The organism is Flavobacterium sp. FG68 (assembly GCF_057808895.1).
Genome location: NZ_JBMDIY010000006.1, coordinates 90,866 through 108,570, shown reverse-complemented (window position 1 = coordinate 108,570; position 17,705 = coordinate 90,866). Strand labels below are relative to the sequence as shown.

The 17,705-nt window shown below is 34.6% G+C and carries 13 protein-coding genes; 4 read left to right on the top strand and 9 right to left on the bottom strand.

The window, feature by feature from the left end; all coding sequences use genetic code 11:
- Positions 1-10: 10 nt before the first annotated feature.
- Together ACODSB_RS05905 and ACODSB_RS05900 are read right to left on the bottom strand one after the other, a co-directional pair.
- Positions 11-2,197 carry an alpha-L-rhamnosidase-related protein gene (locus ACODSB_RS05905; protein WP_488936348.1) on the bottom strand — a complete coding sequence of 729 codons (2,187 nt, stop codon included), beginning with the start codon at positions 2,195-2,197 and terminating at the stop codon, positions 11-13.
- Positions 2,198-2,532: 335 nt separating this feature from the next.
- The gene (locus tag ACODSB_RS05900) at positions 2,533-3,351 is read right to left on the bottom strand and encodes an AraC family transcriptional regulator (RefSeq protein WP_488936347.1); all 819 of its coding nucleotides are present in this window, start codon (positions 3,349-3,351) and stop codon (positions 2,533-2,535) included.
- Positions 3,352-3,452: 101 nt separating this feature from the next.
- On the opposite strand from ACODSB_RS05900, the gene ACODSB_RS05895 reads away from it, so the two are divergent.
- Complete coding sequence (locus tag ACODSB_RS05895) at positions 3,453-4,664, top strand: MFS transporter (protein ID WP_488936346.1); 1,212 nt, start codon at positions 3,453-3,455, stop codon at positions 4,662-4,664.
- A 333-nt stretch (positions 4,665-4,997) separates the two neighbouring features.
- Here the strand turns inward: ACODSB_RS05895 and ACODSB_RS05890 are convergent, their stop codons facing one another.
- Complete coding sequence (locus ACODSB_RS05890; RefSeq protein ID WP_089056467.1) at positions 4,998-5,201, bottom strand: SymE family type I addiction module toxin; 204 nt, start codon at positions 5,199-5,201, stop codon at positions 4,998-5,000.
- Between the two features lie 164 nt (positions 5,202-5,365).
- Here ACODSB_RS05890 and ACODSB_RS05885 point away from each other — a divergent pair, with 164 nt between their 5' ends.
- A complete protein-coding gene (locus tag ACODSB_RS05885) occupies positions 5,366-5,572 on the top strand; it encodes a helix-turn-helix transcriptional regulator (RefSeq protein WP_056254593.1) in 207 nt (68 codons plus the stop codon).
- 69 nt (positions 5,573-5,641) lie between these two features.
- On the opposite strand, the gene ACODSB_RS05880 is transcribed toward ACODSB_RS05885, so the two are convergent.
- From ACODSB_RS05880 to ACODSB_RS05865, 4 genes are all read right to left on the bottom strand, one after another.
- Positions 5,642-6,904 (bottom strand): GTP pyrophosphokinase, encoded by a 1,263-nt coding sequence (locus tag ACODSB_RS05880; RefSeq protein WP_488936345.1) that lies wholly within the window; start codon positions 6,902-6,904, stop codon positions 5,642-5,644.
- Positions 6,905-7,103: 199 nt separating this feature from the next.
- Positions 7,104-8,684: a sodium:solute symporter gene (locus ACODSB_RS05875; RefSeq protein ID WP_488936344.1), complete on the bottom strand. Its 1,581-nt coding sequence runs from the start codon at positions 8,682-8,684 to the stop codon at positions 7,104-7,106.
- Complete coding sequence (locus tag ACODSB_RS05870; RefSeq protein WP_488936343.1) at positions 8,681-9,745, bottom strand: Gfo/Idh/MocA family protein; 1,065 nt, start codon at positions 9,743-9,745, stop codon at positions 8,681-8,683. Before ACODSB_RS05870 ends, ACODSB_RS05875 begins: the two co-directional genes overlap by 4 nt.
- A 167-nt stretch (positions 9,746-9,912) precedes the next feature.
- The gene (locus ACODSB_RS05865; RefSeq protein ID WP_488936342.1) at positions 9,913-12,417 is read right to left on the bottom strand and encodes an L-rhamnose mutarotase; all 2,505 of its coding nucleotides are present in this window, start codon (positions 12,415-12,417) and stop codon (positions 9,913-9,915) included.
- A gap of 422 nt (positions 12,418-12,839) precedes the next feature.
- Between ACODSB_RS05865 and ACODSB_RS05860 the strand changes: the two genes are divergently transcribed.
- Positions 12,840-14,519 (top strand): glycoside hydrolase family 28 protein, encoded by a 1,680-nt coding sequence (locus tag ACODSB_RS05860; protein ID WP_488936341.1) that lies wholly within the window; start codon positions 12,840-12,842, stop codon positions 14,517-14,519.
- Positions 14,520-14,533: 14 nt separating this feature from the next.
- On the top strand, positions 14,534-15,724 hold the full coding sequence (gene pelA, locus ACODSB_RS05855) for a pectate lyase (protein ID WP_488936340.1): 1,191 nt from the start codon (positions 14,534-14,536) through the stop codon (positions 15,722-15,724).
- A 272-nt stretch (positions 15,725-15,996) separates the two neighbouring features.
- On the opposite strand, the gene ACODSB_RS05850 is transcribed toward pelA, so the two are convergent.
- Positions 15,997-16,827: an amidohydrolase family protein gene (locus ACODSB_RS05850; protein WP_488936339.1), complete on the bottom strand. Its 831-nt coding sequence runs from the start codon at positions 16,825-16,827 to the stop codon at positions 15,997-15,999.
- 6 nt (positions 16,828-16,833) lie between these two features.
- Complete coding sequence (locus tag ACODSB_RS05845) at positions 16,834-17,631, bottom strand: SDR family oxidoreductase (protein WP_291148357.1); 798 nt, start codon at positions 17,629-17,631, stop codon at positions 16,834-16,836.
- Positions 17,632-17,705 lie beyond the last annotated feature (74 nt).

Below are 17,705 nucleotides of genomic sequence, written 5' to 3'. Positions count from 1 at the left end.
CACTCATAACTCACAAAGCCTTATAACTCACTTTATACTCCACATTCGGTTTTACAATCAATTGATATTTATTCTTTGCTAATTCTGTAATCGTTCCCGAACTTGTTTTTGGTTTAGATGAACTTTCAAAAATCAATTTTCCTTCTCCTTCGCCTGCTTTTACTTTGATTTCTTTGGTACTGCAATACACAGCAACTTCTCCGTTTGGTGTTGGTACTTTTCCTTCCATCCATTTTAAACCGCCAAGATTTGGTTTGATTTCATATTGGGAATAACCGGGAGCTGTTGGTTTTACACCTAAATAATATTTTCCTAATAAGTAAATCGGACTTGCTCCCCAAGCGTGACAAAGACTTTTCCCATAAGGGCGACCATACATCGCTAAATGCTCTGTTCCTTTTTTATTTGGATTGTATTCTTCCCAGAAAGATGTTGCACCTTCATTCAGCATTCCGCCCCAATAATCTTTCATTTCTTTTAAAACGTAATCTTGTTCGCCCATCGCGCACAACGCTTCCAACTCATAAAAACGCATGTACGGCGTTGTGATTTGAAGTACATCTTTATTTAGTAGTACTTTATTTTTTACGCTTTGTTTTTGTTCTTCAGTAAAATAATTAAAGAAAATACCAAACATATTAGCATATCTGGTTACAATATTTTGCATTTTACCCTCTATACGCTGGTGCTTCATGACATTTTCTATTTTATCCCAAAATACATCAAATAGCTTTGTTTTTAAGTCAGCAGCTAATTTTTGATATTGTTTTTGGTCTTCACTTTTGCCAGCAATTTCTGCACTAACAGCCATGGCTTCTAAACTTCTTGCTAAAAGCATTTGCTCAAAACTAACTTCGCCTGTTTTTGGTAATCCATCTGCCCAATCAATAAAAACCCAATCGCCTTCTAATGGTTCCAAAAATCCGTTTTTGTTTCTTCTTTCTAAACAGAAATCCATAAGCGATTTCATTCTTGGATAAAAAGTTTTGATGAATTTCGTGTCGCCTGTATGTAAATAGTAATCGTAAACACCTACAAACCAATAGAGTGAATAATCCATTATGATATTGACGTGAGCCGTTACAGGATCTTTTCCGCGAAGCGCTAACAACGTTCGTTCTACAGAAGCCAAATCAAAGAATAAATAATAATTCATTAAATAACTTTGATAAGCGTCGCCCGACCAAACCCAGCGGTCACGTTTAATTCCGTCTATAAAAAATTCACGAGAGGTTAAATGCATCGTATAAGCCGACACATCCCAAATTTTATTCAATTGTTCATCCGAAGATTTAAATGCACCACGATAGTCTAATGGCAAATATTCATACAACATCGAAATAGAATCGTATTTGACACCTGCATCTGCTTGCACTTGAACATAACGGAATGCTTTCGAGCCATCATGTGTATAAGTTTGAGGCTGATTTCCATCAAAAGATAAATGATCTAAAGTTTCGCATTTGGCAGAATCCAGTGCTTCTTCACGAGATTCTCCATAGTAAAGTGCTACTTTACCTTTTCCTTTTAAACCATGAATTTTAATGTAACCGAAAGTTTCTTTGCCAAAATCTACTAACTGACCTGCACCTATTTTTTCTGTTTTCTTAGCATTCAAAGGTTTAGTTGTAAGTTTAAATCCAGAAGGTTTATTTTCTGGTGAATTAAAATTCCAAGAACCAACAGGAACCCACGGTGTACCAGATTGTTGTGCTTTTCCAGTTTCATCAATCCAAAGTTTATCTTCGTTGGTTACTTTCCAAGACGCATCAGATTTAACATAATTACCAGCAATATAAATAGCCGGCAATACTTCCTGATTGTAAACTTTAAAAGAAATTTTGTGTTTTCCAGCAGGAACTGTAATCGATTTTGGCTGTCCGTAAATTTGAACGCCGTCAAGAAGTAATTGAAAAGGTCCTTCTGAGAAGATTTTCACTTCATCTGGCTTTGGAATATCTACTTCTGTCTGAAAAGTGACCAAGGCATAAGGACTGTAGTATTGCCAAAGTGGCGGAAATACTGCTTCACGTTCTGTACGTCTTACCTGCATTTTATTGCTTAACCAAACTTCAAAATCCCCTGGATACCAGATCCATGTCGCTTCTTTTGGTTTTTCCTGTGCTGATGACAGCGAACAAGAAAAAAGAGCAACAAAAAGAAGTAAAATTTTAAAAATGGAAAAGCGGTTTAGCATAGTAAGTTTATTTTGGGACTAAAGATAAGTGTTATCTTTACATTTCACAACCTGCACTATCCTGCTATTTCATAAAAAATAATACTTATTGATAATTTTTTAAGGTAAAAATTATGAGGTATCACTTTTTTAGTACTAAAAAAAATGATGTTATAATTTTATGGGACACTGATGAGACGGATTCTAATTATTTTAGTGTTTTTTGTCATTTCGACGAAGTAGAAATCTCAACAAGAAGCTCGACAAAGATTGAACATTCGTTGCGGAGTTACTTGCGAAGATTTCTCCTTCGTCGAAATGACAATGATTGTGGTTATTTTTGTGTAAATTATAATCTAAGCAATCATCCTTTCAGATTCATTTTCATCTTCTAAAATATAGTTAGAAGGCGTTTTACCCAAATGTTTCTTAAACATATAAATAAAGGCACTTGTAGTTTCGTAACCTAAATTAAAGGCAATTTCTTTAATAGATTGCTTTTCACCTAAACGTTTTATGGCTTCTAACAACTTTAATCTGGTACGCCAGTCGCTGAAATTCATTCCCAGTTCTTTAATAAACAAGCGAGACAAAGTTCTGGTGCTCATAAAAGAAAGTTCGGCGTAATATTCTATTGTGTTTTTGCTTGAAACATCATTCATTAAAAGTTCAACAACTTTTTGAAGTCTTTCGTGATTGGTTGTTGGGAGAAAAGTTGCACTTGGCTCAATTAAAGCTAATTCGTCTAAAAAAACGTCACTAATTCTTTTTTGCGATGGCGTAAGATTTCCTTCAACTCCAAAAGAAATAATTTTAAAAACCAACTGCTTTAAAAACATCGGAATATCAAAGGAAAAACTATTTGTCGGCAATCCTTCAATTGCCGATGGATCGATAAAAACGCTGTAGTAATTAACGTCTTTCTGAAAAGTAACCTGATGTTCTACTCCGCCCGGAAGCCACAAGCCCTGCAACGGATTTACAACCCAAATATGATTGCCCACGACAACATTCATTACACCACGTGTCGCATAAATAAGTTGTCCACGTGGATGTGAGTGCGAAATACACATTTCATTGGTTACCATTTCGGTGTAGCCAATAACAGGAATCGATGGATCAACTCTGTATCCATGTTCCTGCGCCATTCGATATGTCCGAATCTGGTTATTCATTGTCCAAATATAGCAATTCTGACATTAGTATTCTTTTAATCTTTGCAAAAAATAATACAGCTGTTGTTTTTTAACCTAATTTAAAAATCAAAAAATATCTCATGGAAACTATTAAAGCAAATCCTGACATAGTAAAAAAAACCACTTATTCGATCTTATTCATCATCAGTTTTTCTCATTTAATTAATGATCTTTTACAGGCTGTTGTTCCTTCAATTTATCCGCTTTTAAAAGAAAATTTCAGTTTAAGTTTTACTCAAATTGGTATTATTACTTTGACTTACCAAATGGTTGCCTCTATTTTACAGCCGTTTGTGGGAATGTATACCGATAAAAATTCAAGACCGTATTCGTTAATTGTCGGAATGTGTTTTACAATGATTGGATTATTTTTGGTTTCTATTTCGACCAACTTTACCTTTTTGCTGCTTTCGGTAAGTTTAATCGGAATTGGATCTTCTATTTTCCACCCAGAATCTTCTCGTGTAGCCCATTTAGCTTCAGGCGGAAAAAAAGGTTTAGCGCAGTCTATCTTTCAATTAGGAGGAAATGCAGGAAGCGCTATTGGTCCTTTATTGGCAGCGTTTATCATTATTCCACACGGACAGAGTTTTGTCGCTTGGTTCTGCATTATTGCTTTAGTCGGCATTTTTGCATTGTATAAAATTGCCATTTGGTACACCGCACATTTGTCCGAGAGAAATGCTAATAAATCGGCATATAAAGTTGAAACGCATCATTTATCAAAAAATAAAGCTACTGTTTCGTTAGTTGTTTTATTGATTCTGATTTTCTCTAAGTTTTTCTATATGAGCAGTATCACAAGCTATTACACTTTCTTTTTGATTGACAAATTCCATATTTCAATTCAGCAGTCGCAAGTCTATCTGTTCTTGTTTTCAGGCGCTGTTGCAGCTGGAACTTTAATTGGAGGGCCAATTGGCGATCGATACGGCAGAAAATATGTAATCTGGGTTTCAATTCTTGGCGTTGCTCCTTTTACTTTGTTACTTCCTTACGTTTCTTTATTCTGGGTTGGAACTTTATCTGTAATTATCGGATTGATTCTTTCTTCTGCATTCTCAGCAATTCTAGTTTATGCAACTGAATTAATGCCCGGAAAAGTCGGACTTGTTGCGGGTCTTTTCTTCGGATTTGCTTTCGGAATGGGCGGTTTAGGTTCTGCTATTTTAGGAAAAATTGCCGATGCTACAAGTATTGAATATGTATTTAAGATTTGTGCGTTTCTGCCTTTAATTGGTGTTATTACTGGGTTCTTGCCTAATTTGGAGAAGAAAAAGAAGCTTGAGTGATTTTTTTATGCCACAAAGTCGCTAAGACGCAAAGTTTTTATTAAAAAAATAAGATTTAATTGCGTCCCGATAAATCGGGATGAGAAAAAATATAAAGCTCAAAAGGCTTTAGCCAAAATATCTACAATTTGGCTAAAGCCTTTTTCTATTCTTTTTAAATATACCTCCAGTTAAAACTGGAGGCAACTTATAAAATAGCTTCGCATTATTATTTATAATCTTTTTCAAAACATAGCCCGTGGTTTCAACCACGAAAACGTATTTTGATAAACAGAATGTTATACATTGCGTCCCCGTGGTTGAAACCACGGGTTATGTTTAAATAGATGATTTTTATTTCGTTTCAATTTCATTATTGGTTGTAATAATGATTTTATTTTGCTGATGTTCAATCGTTACGAAATTCCCGTAATTAAAACCAATTTTCTGAAGCCATTTTCCGCAAAGACGAATTTCTGGAAATATAACGTATCGATGATATGATCTTGCAATATGTTTTGGCTGTATTTTTAATCGTCTTTTCGCTGATTGTTTCATTTTATTTTTTCTTTCATTGAAACAAAAATAGTGAAAATTATACTACAAATAATATTTTTAAGACAATAAATTATTGTTTTAGGGCAATTTTAAGTATTTCAAGTATACTTTTTATTATATTTAAATTATAAGATATTTGCATGAAATGTCAATAAATCAACATTGTGTCGAAACTTAAGTTAAATAGAATAAAAGTTGTTTTGGTTGAAAACAATCGAACTAGTAAGGAATTAGCTAATCATTTAGGTAAAACTGTATCAACTGTTTCTCGTTGGTGTACAAATGAAGCTCAGCCTTCTATTGAAACACTTTATGAGGTTTCTAAATATTTGAAGGTTGATATTCGGGAGTTGTTGGTTTCTACAAAATAAAAACGCGTTTATATCTAAACGCGTTTTCTGATAACTTATATCTAAATCAATTTAATTTTCTACCAAAGATTAAAGTTGTAATTTTTTTAATTCTTTTTTTAACTTATCTCTTACCGTCTTAACTTCAATTTTATCAATTATTGTTTCGGTTATATCTAAAAGAATTTTAAAATCAGAATCTAGAAAGTTAGGGGCATTAAGTTTATGAATCATATCATTTCTTAATAATCGTAGCCTTGATAATTCATCATACTCAAAACTATTAAGGACATTATTTTCATATAACAATTTAAATTTAACAAGAGGAATTACTATATTCTTACTTTCATTCCCATTGTTTACAAAATGATCTGACGCTTCATTCAATAATTTCCAGCAATTAATGAAACTTTCAAAATTAGTCGCTTTTGAACTAGATAAATTTAAATCTTTAATATAATTTTTTATCGACTTTTCATCTATATTTTTATTATTGCTTATGTAAATATCAAATAGTTGATTTGCAATAGTATCATCTTTATTATCTAAATTTATAAGTGATAAATATTCATTTAATAAATTGATGTCCAAATCCTTATTAGACTTCATTAAATTATTAATAAAATTAGTATTTCCCAATCTTATTTTATCATTGTCCTTAAATCTGGTATAGATATAGTTTGTCAGTTCATATTTATCATCAACTTTATTGGATTTTCGTGTTCTTTCTGCCATTGCAGATTGAAGTCTTTCCAAAGCAATTTCACCTGATAAGACTAATCCATTTATTTCGTCTAAAATTGCTAGTTCTTCTTTAGACAAATCCCCTGAATATGGTTTATAAACTAAATCATGCTCAACTTCCGACCATGCATGCATTAAAACTGATGCAACTTGGATTTCAGTAGTTGAATCCATATATCGATTAGTTAAAACGGAATTTTCTTTTAAATTCACTCTATAATGAGTTGCCCAGTATCCTGAAAATCTTTTTTCATGCTTTGGTTTATGAGTTTCATTAGGAAATATTTTTTTTACTTTTACGTCAAATATATCATTAATTATTTCATCTAATAATTCTCTCTCAGAAGGAAAATATAATGACACTCTTACGCCTGATAAATCGACGATATCATTATATATCTCTTGGATATTTTTATATTTTTTTGATTCATTTCTTTTAACTAACTTATCAAATAATCTGTCAGGTTTCTTAGCTCTAAATGATACTATTGCCTTAATTCCTCTATTAGACAACTGATCTTCAATTTTCGTTGCAATTATTTGCGATAACTTTTGGTAATAATCATATTCCTTGTTATACTGCTTAATAAATTCTTCAATAATATTCATTAACTGCTTTTTATAGAAATTGGTGACAACAAACTTATAAATTATAAAATTTTGATTTACCAAAAAGTTACATAAACAAACCTACTATTTATTCTCCTTAAATTCATACGTATTTACACGCGTTTTCACTATTCTTTATTTGATAAAAATAAAAAACGCTTTCTAGTAAGAAAGCGCTTTTTATAAAATTTTTAAATATTCAATTCCCATTAAAAACCAAATACAAAACCAAAATCATCAACCCCAACAAACCAAATAAAAGCTTTACCTTCTTGCTAGTTTTAGGAATATCCCTTTCATCTGAAACATTAACTTCAGGATTTTTATCGGTTAAAGAAATAATCACTGCTGTAATTAAAAGCACAGCAAAAATGTAAAAGGAAATCAATAAAAAGTGAGGCCAAGCTGGATATTTATCCGCAGGAAAAATCCATAGATATAAAACCCCAACAAACAAACTAAAGGCCGAGCCCCAAGAAAGCGTTGCATTTACTGCTTTTTTGGTGGTGCGCTTCCAGAAAACACTCAAAAGGAAAACAACAGACAACGAAGGCGCCAGGAAACCCAAAACCGCCTGAAAAATGTTGAATAAATTCTGTCCTTTGATATTGTCAATCGCAACGGCAATCAAAATCGCAAACACACATCCAGCAGCAATTGTTAAACGGCCAATTTTAATTTGATCTTGAATCGTCGCTGTTGGGTTGATTTTCTTTACATAAATATCATTCGTAAAAACGGTGCTTAAAGCGTTTAACGAAGAACCAATTGTTCCCACCAAAACCGCGATCATCACGCAGATTACCAAACCGTTCATTCCGCTTGGGAAAAGGTTCGTAACCATGGTCATATAAGCCAAATCAGAATTACTTCCTAATTCTGGATATAACGCATAACACAAAATTCCGGGAAGAATAAACAACGGCAAAGCCATAACTTTTAACCATCCAATAAAGTTTACGCCTAATTGTCCCTGTTCCAGATTTTTAGCTCCTAAAACACTCTGTACCATCGATTGATCGGTACAGAAAAAAGCAACCGCAGCAACAGGATATCCCAATAAAATAGCCGGCCACGGATAGTGCGCATCATCTGAAGGACGAACTAAATTCCAAAAGTTTGAAGGAGTTTTAGCTATTAAAACATCGATTCCTCCCAGTTTTTGCAAACCTAAAAAGGAAAGTGTCAATGAAACTACAATCAGCAAAATCATCTGAAAAACATTCACTTTTGCAATCGCTTTTAATCCTCCGGCAAACGTAAATATTCCAGAGAAAATCACTAAAACGGTAACGCTCTGCCACATCGGGATTCCCAAAATCTGGCGTACTAAAACGCCTCCGCTGAATAATCCTAAAGACAACCAGCTCACTAATATTTTTACCAAAGCGTACCAAGCTAATATATTCTGCGTACTGTCGCCGTAGCGTTTTCCCATATATTCGGGCATCGTACTTACTTTACTGGCAATATATCTTGGCGCAAAAACCATTGCTAAAAGCAGTAAAAACACAAAAGCGTACCATTCGAAATTTCCGGCTACAATTCCCGTAGCGTAACCTATACTCGCGAAAGCCAGTAATGACGAAGGCCCAACATTGGTACCCCACATATTAAACCCGATGCTGTACCAGTTTAAGGAGTTTCCGGCCAGAAAAAGCGTTTCATTTTTCTTTCTCTGTTTCATACTTACCACGTATCCAATGACCAATAAAGCTACTAAATAACTGGCAACAATTACAAAATCGAGCGTGGTTAATTTATCGTAGATACTGTTCATAGTCCGTATTCGTTAAGAGTATCGGCAATTTTAACCGGCATTCCAGTTTGCAAAGATTTATCCATTGCCTGTAATAAAGCAACGGTTCCAATTCCTTCTTCCATATTTGGATAAGCTTCAAAACCTTGCTCGATACTATCTGTAAAATATTCTAAATAGTTCTGATATTCCCCGCCGTGATGACTTTGTCCTTCAAAACGGAAATAATATTTTATCGTACTGTCCCCCCAAGTAATTACTTTTTCTTCTCCTGTTTTATCTGTAACGGCATAACGCAATTCATGGTAATCGGCCTGACTGGCTCCTTCTGTAGCTCTTAAAATCGTGCTCATTCCACTGTCGCGTTGTGCGGGCTGAGTCGGCGAAGTATAAACACCGCTTACACGGGCGATTCTTCCATCCGTTGCTTTGAAGATAAAATGCATTGTATCTTCATTCTTCAATCCTGCATTTTGTCCGTTACTGCTGATCATTCCGTAACCCATTACTTCCTGAATATTTGGCAAATACCATCTGATGAAATCTACAGGATGACTCAAACCTCCATACAACCATTTAAACGATTGTAAAAGCGACCATTCTTTCTTCAAAAACCATCTGTGATCGGCATGATATTGAGCTTCAATCGTAATTAAAACTCCAATTAAACCTGCTTCATAATCGGCTCTTTGTCTTTTGGCTGGTTCAAAGAAACGAGAACTTTGACCAATGAAAACTTTCTTTCCTGTTGATTTGCTTAATTCTAAGAGTTCTTTTGCATCAGAAAGATCATCAATAAACGGTTTTGTACAAACGACATGTTTTCCGTGCAGTAAAGCTTGTTTCACATGTTGTGCATGCAAATGATCTGGCGTATAAATCGCGATAATATCAATTGATTCATCATTCAATAAATCATCATAATTAGTTGTGTACGAATGAAAATCGAATTCTTTTGCTCGCTGTTTACACAATTCTTCGTTTCGATCGCATATTTTAACGAGTTCTAGTTTTGAACTTTCTATAGCAGCCGACATCGTGCTTCGTCCTTCTCCAAGTCCTAGAATGGCTATTTTTAACATTGGTTGTGGTTATTTTAGATTGTTGATTTTAGATTTTAGATTTTTTTTCTTGCCACAGATTAAAACGATTTTCACAGATTAGAAAAATCTTTTTAATCTGTGGCAAAATATTTTCTGCATTACAAACCCGACAGGTTTTAAAAACCTGTCGGGTTTAACGTAACGTACTATTTCGCTTCTACTTTGTTTAAGAAAATCCAGGTTTCATCTGGTTTCGCGCCTTCGATTCCGCTTTGGTATTTTTTCATTAAGGCGTTCCATTCGTCTACACGTGGATTATTTTGGGTTGTTTTTGGATTTAGTTTATCCAGATTTTCTCCTTTCGGAATACTGATTACTAAGATTAATTGTCTGTCTTTTTTGAAAACCTGCAATTGCTGAAAATCGGCATTACAGAAACCTTTGGCTACTTCTGGCCATTTTTCAAATTGCGTTTTATGATAATCCACGTATTCTTTTTGCAATTTTTCGCCGGCAGGAAGATTTGCTGTTAAAACCACATTTTCCCAATCTGATGCTGGTTTTGAGTCTTTACATCTTTCGAAATTTTGGAAATCGTAAACTAAATCATCATAGATTTTAATTTCTAAAGAAGGAAAAGCACCTGCCAGTTTACGCTTTGTTCTTTCGGGCTGATTCATTTTTCCGTAAATCACCAAATGATTTTTCCATTGATACAATTCCTGACCTACAATTCTAAAACCAACTAAAGTCGATTTGATTTTTTCGATATCAAAATCAGAACCGATCAATTCAATCGCATATGGTTTTGGCATTTCCTGCAATCCCCATTTTTCATCAATTACAACTTCCTTTTCTAAATCTTTGTAAGGCGCTCTGATTCCGGCATTGTCTTTAATTTTAGAGCTAACATACGGATCGTTATGCTCCCAAATATTTCCTTTTGGACCATTATGATTTTTAAGGATTTTCTTTTCGGCAATCCAGTTGTTTTTTATTGTAAAACCTTCACTTCCTTCATCGGTATATAAATACAGCCATAAAAATGGATCGTGTGCATACGGACTGTTGTAAACTTTGTTGATATAATTTTCTTCGATTCGGCTGTTTGGCTGAGCAGAAAGCGTGTAAATTCCAGCAACATCATGTAAATGTTTCGCATAATGATGAATTTTATTACCCAGAATTTTATTGTTCTGCATCACGTTTGGCGTATGCGTCCAACCCCAGCCCATCGCCATTCCAGAATACGATACATCCGAAATTTCGTTGTGTTCAATTGTAATATTTCGAACAAAACCAGCGCTGATTCCTAAAGTTCCCCAATCTTCATTGGTTACGTTGGTAAGTAAATTATCAGCGATTACTTCATCCGAACACATTTCTCTTTCATCTTTTATAATTAAAGGCAAATGTGCTTCGAAAGCTTCTTCAGAGAAAATCCCAACATTGATGGCACTTCCGCCAATATCTTTAAATAAATTTCCTTTTACGATATTATGATTTGTTCCTTTATTTAAATCTAAACCAGTCGAAGACAAATGCTCAAAACGGCATGATTCAAACTGAATATTGTTGGCATAATTTACTTCAACTGCCGAGCGTGGTCTTCCCACCCAAGCCTGATTTTCTAAATTCGCCTGATTTGGCGTTCCTGGAACTTTTAATTTATAAGCATCCAACAAGTATAATCCAGACTGCAACGGCACATGACCTTGCTGAGAAGGACGAAGCCAGTTGCTGTACTGAAATGAAATTCCTTTAAATCTAAAATGGCTCACAGGAGAATCGATTGTTCCTTTTACTTCAACCAGATTTTCTAAAACTGGAGCCGTAACGGTAACCGAATTAATATCTTCTCCAGCTCTTGGAATATAATAGATTTTAGCATTTTTCTTGTCCAAATGCCATTCTCCCGGTTCATTTAAAAGCGAAAAAGCATTGTTTAAGAAATAAGCTGAGTTTCCGTTGTTTTTAGAAATCCACGGCGCTGGCCACGGATGTTCACTTTGAATACGGCTTTCTGGTTCTTCAAACGAAAGTCTGGCACTGTCTTTTTGTACTTCAATATTTTTAATTCGAAGATTCGCAATCGACCACCATTGTACGATAAACATTTCCATTCCCGGTTCGAACTTAACCGACTTGTCTTTAAACGGAATCCAGCAGGTTTGCGATTCATGATCCCAAGACAAAATTCTGTCCATTGCATTTCCTGCGGTATTTTTGGCTCTAACGGCTTTTTTTCCGTTTACCCATAATTGTCTGTAATTGATTAATGAACCTGCTTTTTGAGGCGCATCGGCAACCCAGAATGTTCCTTTTTTGCCATTTAAAATGCTGATTTTTTTCCAATTTTTAATTTCAATTCCGCCGCTTATAATTGGTTTTGCATTTACATCAGCTTCAATTGTTGTTGGGCTTTCTGCAGTTCCAGAGTCTTCAGGACGCACAAATAATGGTTCGTTTAAATAATAAATTCCATTCATTACAATGATTCGGATTCCGTCTTTTATTGATGGATCTTTTAAACGACGAAGTTCTCTGGCTTTTCGCATTGCCATTTGAACCGTTGCCAGCGGATTTGATTTTGTTCCGAGATTCGAATCTTTTCCTGATGATGAAACCCAAATTTCAGCCGCATTTGCTGAAAACAGAGTGAATACCATTAAAAAAACGACCAGTAATTTGTTGAAAGGAATTAAACGCATTATTTTCTTTTTTTCATCATTAAACTTATCAGAAACTAAATTTAAAATACTAAATATTTTACATTCTGATTATTTTTAACAATTAAATTAAATATACGGCACAATTTAATCGAACATAAACAACTATGCATCCTGTACCCTCCTGTAATATTGATGATCCTTCGGTTTTATAAATCAAAATCGGGAAATTAACTTTTAAATATTCTTTCGTTTTGCATTCGAAAAAAGTTAAATTCTCAAAAAATCTGTGATAAACTTATCAAAATTGTCGTTTCATAATATTTTTTTAATAGATTTGTGTAATCGATTACATTTATAAATTATAATTTATAAAACAGTATTTTTATTCATTGAATAAAAAATTAACACATAAAAGACTGACTTAGCATTCCGAAGAAAATAATAACCACAATACAATAAGAATGAAAACTAACCGAATTAACCTTGTTTGCACCGTTATAATCATTTTGGTAACGAGTTTATCTACTACAGGTTTTGCTCAAAAACTAAATGTTTACAAAAACATTGAATTTAAAATGGTAAAAATTAACGAGCCTAAAATCCCTTCAAGGAGCGTAAACATAAAAGATTTTGGTGCCGTTAATGGCGGTTATGTTTTAAATACTAAGGCTTTCGCCGATGCTATCGATGCTGTTTCTAAAAAAGGTGGCGGGAAAGTTATTATTCCGCCTGGAATCTGGCTTACGGGGCCAATTATCCTAAAAAGCAATATTGAATTACATGCACAAAAAGGAGCTTTAATCAAATTTTCTACAGATAAAACTTTATATCCAATAATCGAAACCAGTTTTGAAGGTTTGAATACTTGGCGTTGTATCTCACCTATTTATGGCAAAAACTTAGAGAATGTTGCCTTTACCGGAAATGGTGTTTGGGATGGTTCTGGCGAAGCCTGGCGACAAGTTAAAAAAAGTAAATTAACAGATGAACAATGGAAAAAATTTGTGGCTTCGGGTGGTGTTTTAAATGAAAAGAAAGACAGCTGGTATCCGTCTGAACAATATTTAAAAGGCGCTAAAGGTGCTGACCAAAATGTTCGTCCTGATTTAAAAACCAAAGAAGATTTTGAAGCTATTCATGATTTTCTTCGCCCTGTTTTAGTAAGCATTCAAAATAGTAAAAGAGTTTTGTTTGATGGACCTGTTTTTCAAAATTCTCCGGCGTGGAATATTCATCCCTTAATGGTTGATGAATTAATTGTCCGTAATATAACAGTTCGTAATCCTTGGTATTCTCAAAATGGTGACGGACTTGATGTTGAATCCTGCAAAAATGTTTTGATCGAAAATTCAAGTTTTGATGTTGGTGATGATGCTATTTGCATTAAATCCGGTAAAGATAAAGATGGACGTGAAAGAGGAATTCCGTGCGAAAATATTATCGTAAGAAACAACATTGTATATCACGGACACGGCGGTGTAACAGTTGGAAGTGAAATGTCTGGCGGTGTAAAAAATCTCCATGTTTCCAATTGTACTTTTATGGGAACTGATGTTGGTTTGCGTTTTAAAAGTACCCGCGGACGCGGCGGAATTGTAGAGAACATTTATATCTCAGATATTTTTATGACTGATATTCCTTCTCAGGCTATTTCTTTTGATTTATATTATGGAGGAAAATCGATCGCGGAAACTTTGGCCGAAGGCGGAAATACAGTTAGTACAAAAGCGGTTCCGGTAAATGAAAAAACGCCTCAGTTTAAAAATATTTCCATCAAAAACATTACGATTAAAGGTGCGCAGCAAGCGGTATTTTTACAAGGTCTTCCCGAAATGAATTTAGAGAATATCGAAATCTCAAACTTAACGGTTACGGCAGAAAAAGGATTTTCGATTATTGACGCGAATGGAATCAAAATCAGCAATGCGAAACTGGATATTAAAGACAATACTATATTCGAAATTTACAACGCAAAAAATATGTCTTTAAAAGATATTGAGTTCAATTCTACTTCTCCAAAAGCTGTAAATATCAATGGTGAAGGAAACGCTAATATCGAATTGGTTTCTTCTAGAAATCTAGATTTTTCTAAAACAACGACGCTTGGAAATGATGTTCCAAAAGGAGCTGTAAAATTTTAATCCCAATTTCAAAAATGAATTTTATCAATAGTTCAAAAGCAGTTGTTTTAAGTCTGTGTGCTTTTTCGTTTCTACATTCGAATGCACAAAATAACAAAGAAGAAAAATCAGAAATCAGCACAAAACCTTTTACAGATGGAACCAATCATTGGTATCACATTAAAGATGCGACCAATATTGTAAATCCGGTTCCGAATCATCCACAATATGCTGAAACAGATTATGGTAAAATCGCTGATAATATTTTGCTTTTTCAGCGTAATAATGGTGGATGGCCGAAAAATTACGATATGAAAGCGATTCTGACTCCAAAACAAATCGATACGGTTATTAAAACCAAACCCATTCTGCATACTACTTTTGACAATGAAACGACTTATACGCATGTCAATTATCTGGCTCAGGTTTATACTTTGACTAAAGAGGTAAAATACAAAGACGGTGCATTAAAAGGAATTGATTTTATTTTGGAAGCGCAATACAATAACGGTGGATGGCCTCAATATTCTCCTTTAGAAAAAGGTTACAGCCGACATATTACCTTTAATGATGGCGCTTATATGGGCATTATGAATCTTTTGAAAAAGATAGTAAACAACGATCCTGATTTTGCATTTATCGATGCTAAAACCAGAAAAAAAGTAACGGCATCATACGAAAAAGGAATTGACTGTATTTTAAAAATGCAGATTAAAGACGATGGAAAACTAACGGCCTGGTGTCAGCAGCATGATGAAATTACACTTTTACCGGCATGGGCACGTAAGTTTGAACCGCCAAGTATCTGTAATGCCGAAAGTGTTGATGTTGTCCTGTTTTTAATGGCAATCGATAATCCGAATGAAAAGATAATTAACTCGGTGCAAAGTGCCGTAAAATGGTTTCAGGATTCAAAAATCTACAACACAAGAGTTGAAAGTTTCAAGGCTCCCGAAATGGAATCTAAATACAAAAAAATCACCAATGATGTGCGTATCGTAACAGATTCTACTGCACCGCCAATCTGGACGAGATATTATGAATTAGGAACTCATAAACCTTTATTTTGCGATAGAGACAGTCAGTTTTTGTATTCTTTAGCAGAAGTAAGCCGAGAGCGCAGAAGCGGTTATGCGTGGTATACCGATAAACCGGAAAAAGTTTTGAAGAAATATCCAGCCTGGCAAAAGAAATGGGATCCTGGCAATGATGTTTTGAAGAATTAGGGATGTCATTGCGAGGAACGAAGCAATCTCACTAGAATAATCGACAAAGATTGGCGATACCAGATTGCGGAATTTCGAGTGCGATTTCTCCCTTCGGTCGAAATGACAAACTAGCCCCTCTATCTTCAAACATAGCCCGTGGTTTCAACCACGGGGTCGCAATATTGTCACGTCTCATATTATGTTCCCGTGGTTGAAACCACGGGCTATGTTTGACAAGTTTACGAGTAAAAAATCTGTAAAAATCATTTTAATCTGTGGCAAAAAATCTATTAGAGATTATAAAACGAAACCGCATTTTCAAACCAAATCTTATTTTGATCTTCGATAGAAAATTTCGAAATATAATCCTCTAAAGTTTTTACAACCTCGTTATAATCAGAAGCCACATTTAGAACAGGCCAATCTGAACCATACATCAATTTATCTGTTGAGAAATTTTCAAAAATTATATCTAAATACGGTTTTAAATCTTCTGGTTTCCAGTTTTTCCAATCGGCTTCTGTTACCATTCCGGAGACTTTACACCATACATTGTCGTATTTTGCGATTTCTTCGATGCCTTTTTTCCACGAATCAATGCTTCCTGATTTAATATCAGGTTTCGCAATATGATCAATCACAAACTTTTGGTCTGGAAAATCTCTTACCAAACTTATCGCAGCCGGTAACTGACGATGAAAAATCAGAATATCGTACGTAAAATTAAACTCTTTTAAAGCAGAAATTCCGTTTCGAAAATCTTCTCTAAACATAAAATTATCGGCTTCGCCTTGCACAACATGTCGGAAACCTTTAATAGTTTTATTCGAAGAAAAATGAAGTAAACGTTCTGGTATATTATCTGCACGAAGATCAACCCAGCCTACAATTCCTTTTATAAAATCATTTTTTGAAGCCAAATCTGCAAGGAAATTGGTTTCGTCCTCAGACTGACTTGCCTGAACCGCTACACAACCCGAAAATTTGTTTTCTTTAAGCAGTGGCAATAAATCTTCCGGAAGGAAATCTCTTTGAATTTTCGACATACTTTCATCGATCCAGCTGTCTCTAACGGGATCAAATTTCCAAAAATGCTGATGAGAATCAATTCGGTTATTCATTATGAATTAGTTTACATCGTTGATTAAAGCACGATCTAAATGCACGTAACCGCCATCAACAAAAACAAATTGTCCTGTAGTATGCGAAGAACGATCAGAAATAATGAAAAGCGCCGTATCTGCAATTTCTTCTGTTTTGGTCATTCTGCCTTCAAACGGAATACTTTTATTGATTTTCTTTAAAACGGTTTCTCCATCTGCCAATGTTTTAATCCAGTCTTCGTACGCCGGAGTATAACTTTCTGCAATAATAATCGCATTCGAACGGATTCCGAATTGAATCAAATCTACGGCCCATTCTCTTGTAAGTCCTAAAACTCCGCCTTTAGCAGCAGCGTAACCCGAAGTTCCACCCTGCCCTGTTAAAGCTACTTTTGAACCAATATTTAAGATATTTCCTTTTGTTTCTTTTAAGTACGGAAGCGCATATTTAACCAGCAAAAAATAACTTACTACATTCAGTTTTAAAGAATCCATAAATTCTTCGTAAGAAGCGTCTAAACCTGCGCCGTCATTTACACCAACATTATTGATAACAGCATCGATTCTTCCGTATTTTGCCACGATTGTTTTTACAGCATTTTCGATTTCAACAGGATCAGTAACATCAGTCTGCACAAATAAAGAATCTATTCCTCTTTTTTGGAAAGCTTCCGCGTAAGCGAAACCTCTTGCATTTCTGTCAACCAAAACCGGAATCGCACCTTCGTCTGCAATTCGGTTAATAATTGTTTCTCCAATACTGCCTTCCTTTCCAGCAGAACCGGAAACGACAACAATCTTATTTTTTAAATTTAAATCCATTTTTTGTGGTTATTAAGGTTAGCTAATTAAACCCGACAGGTTTTAAAAACCTGTCGGGTTTCCTAGGCTGTAGA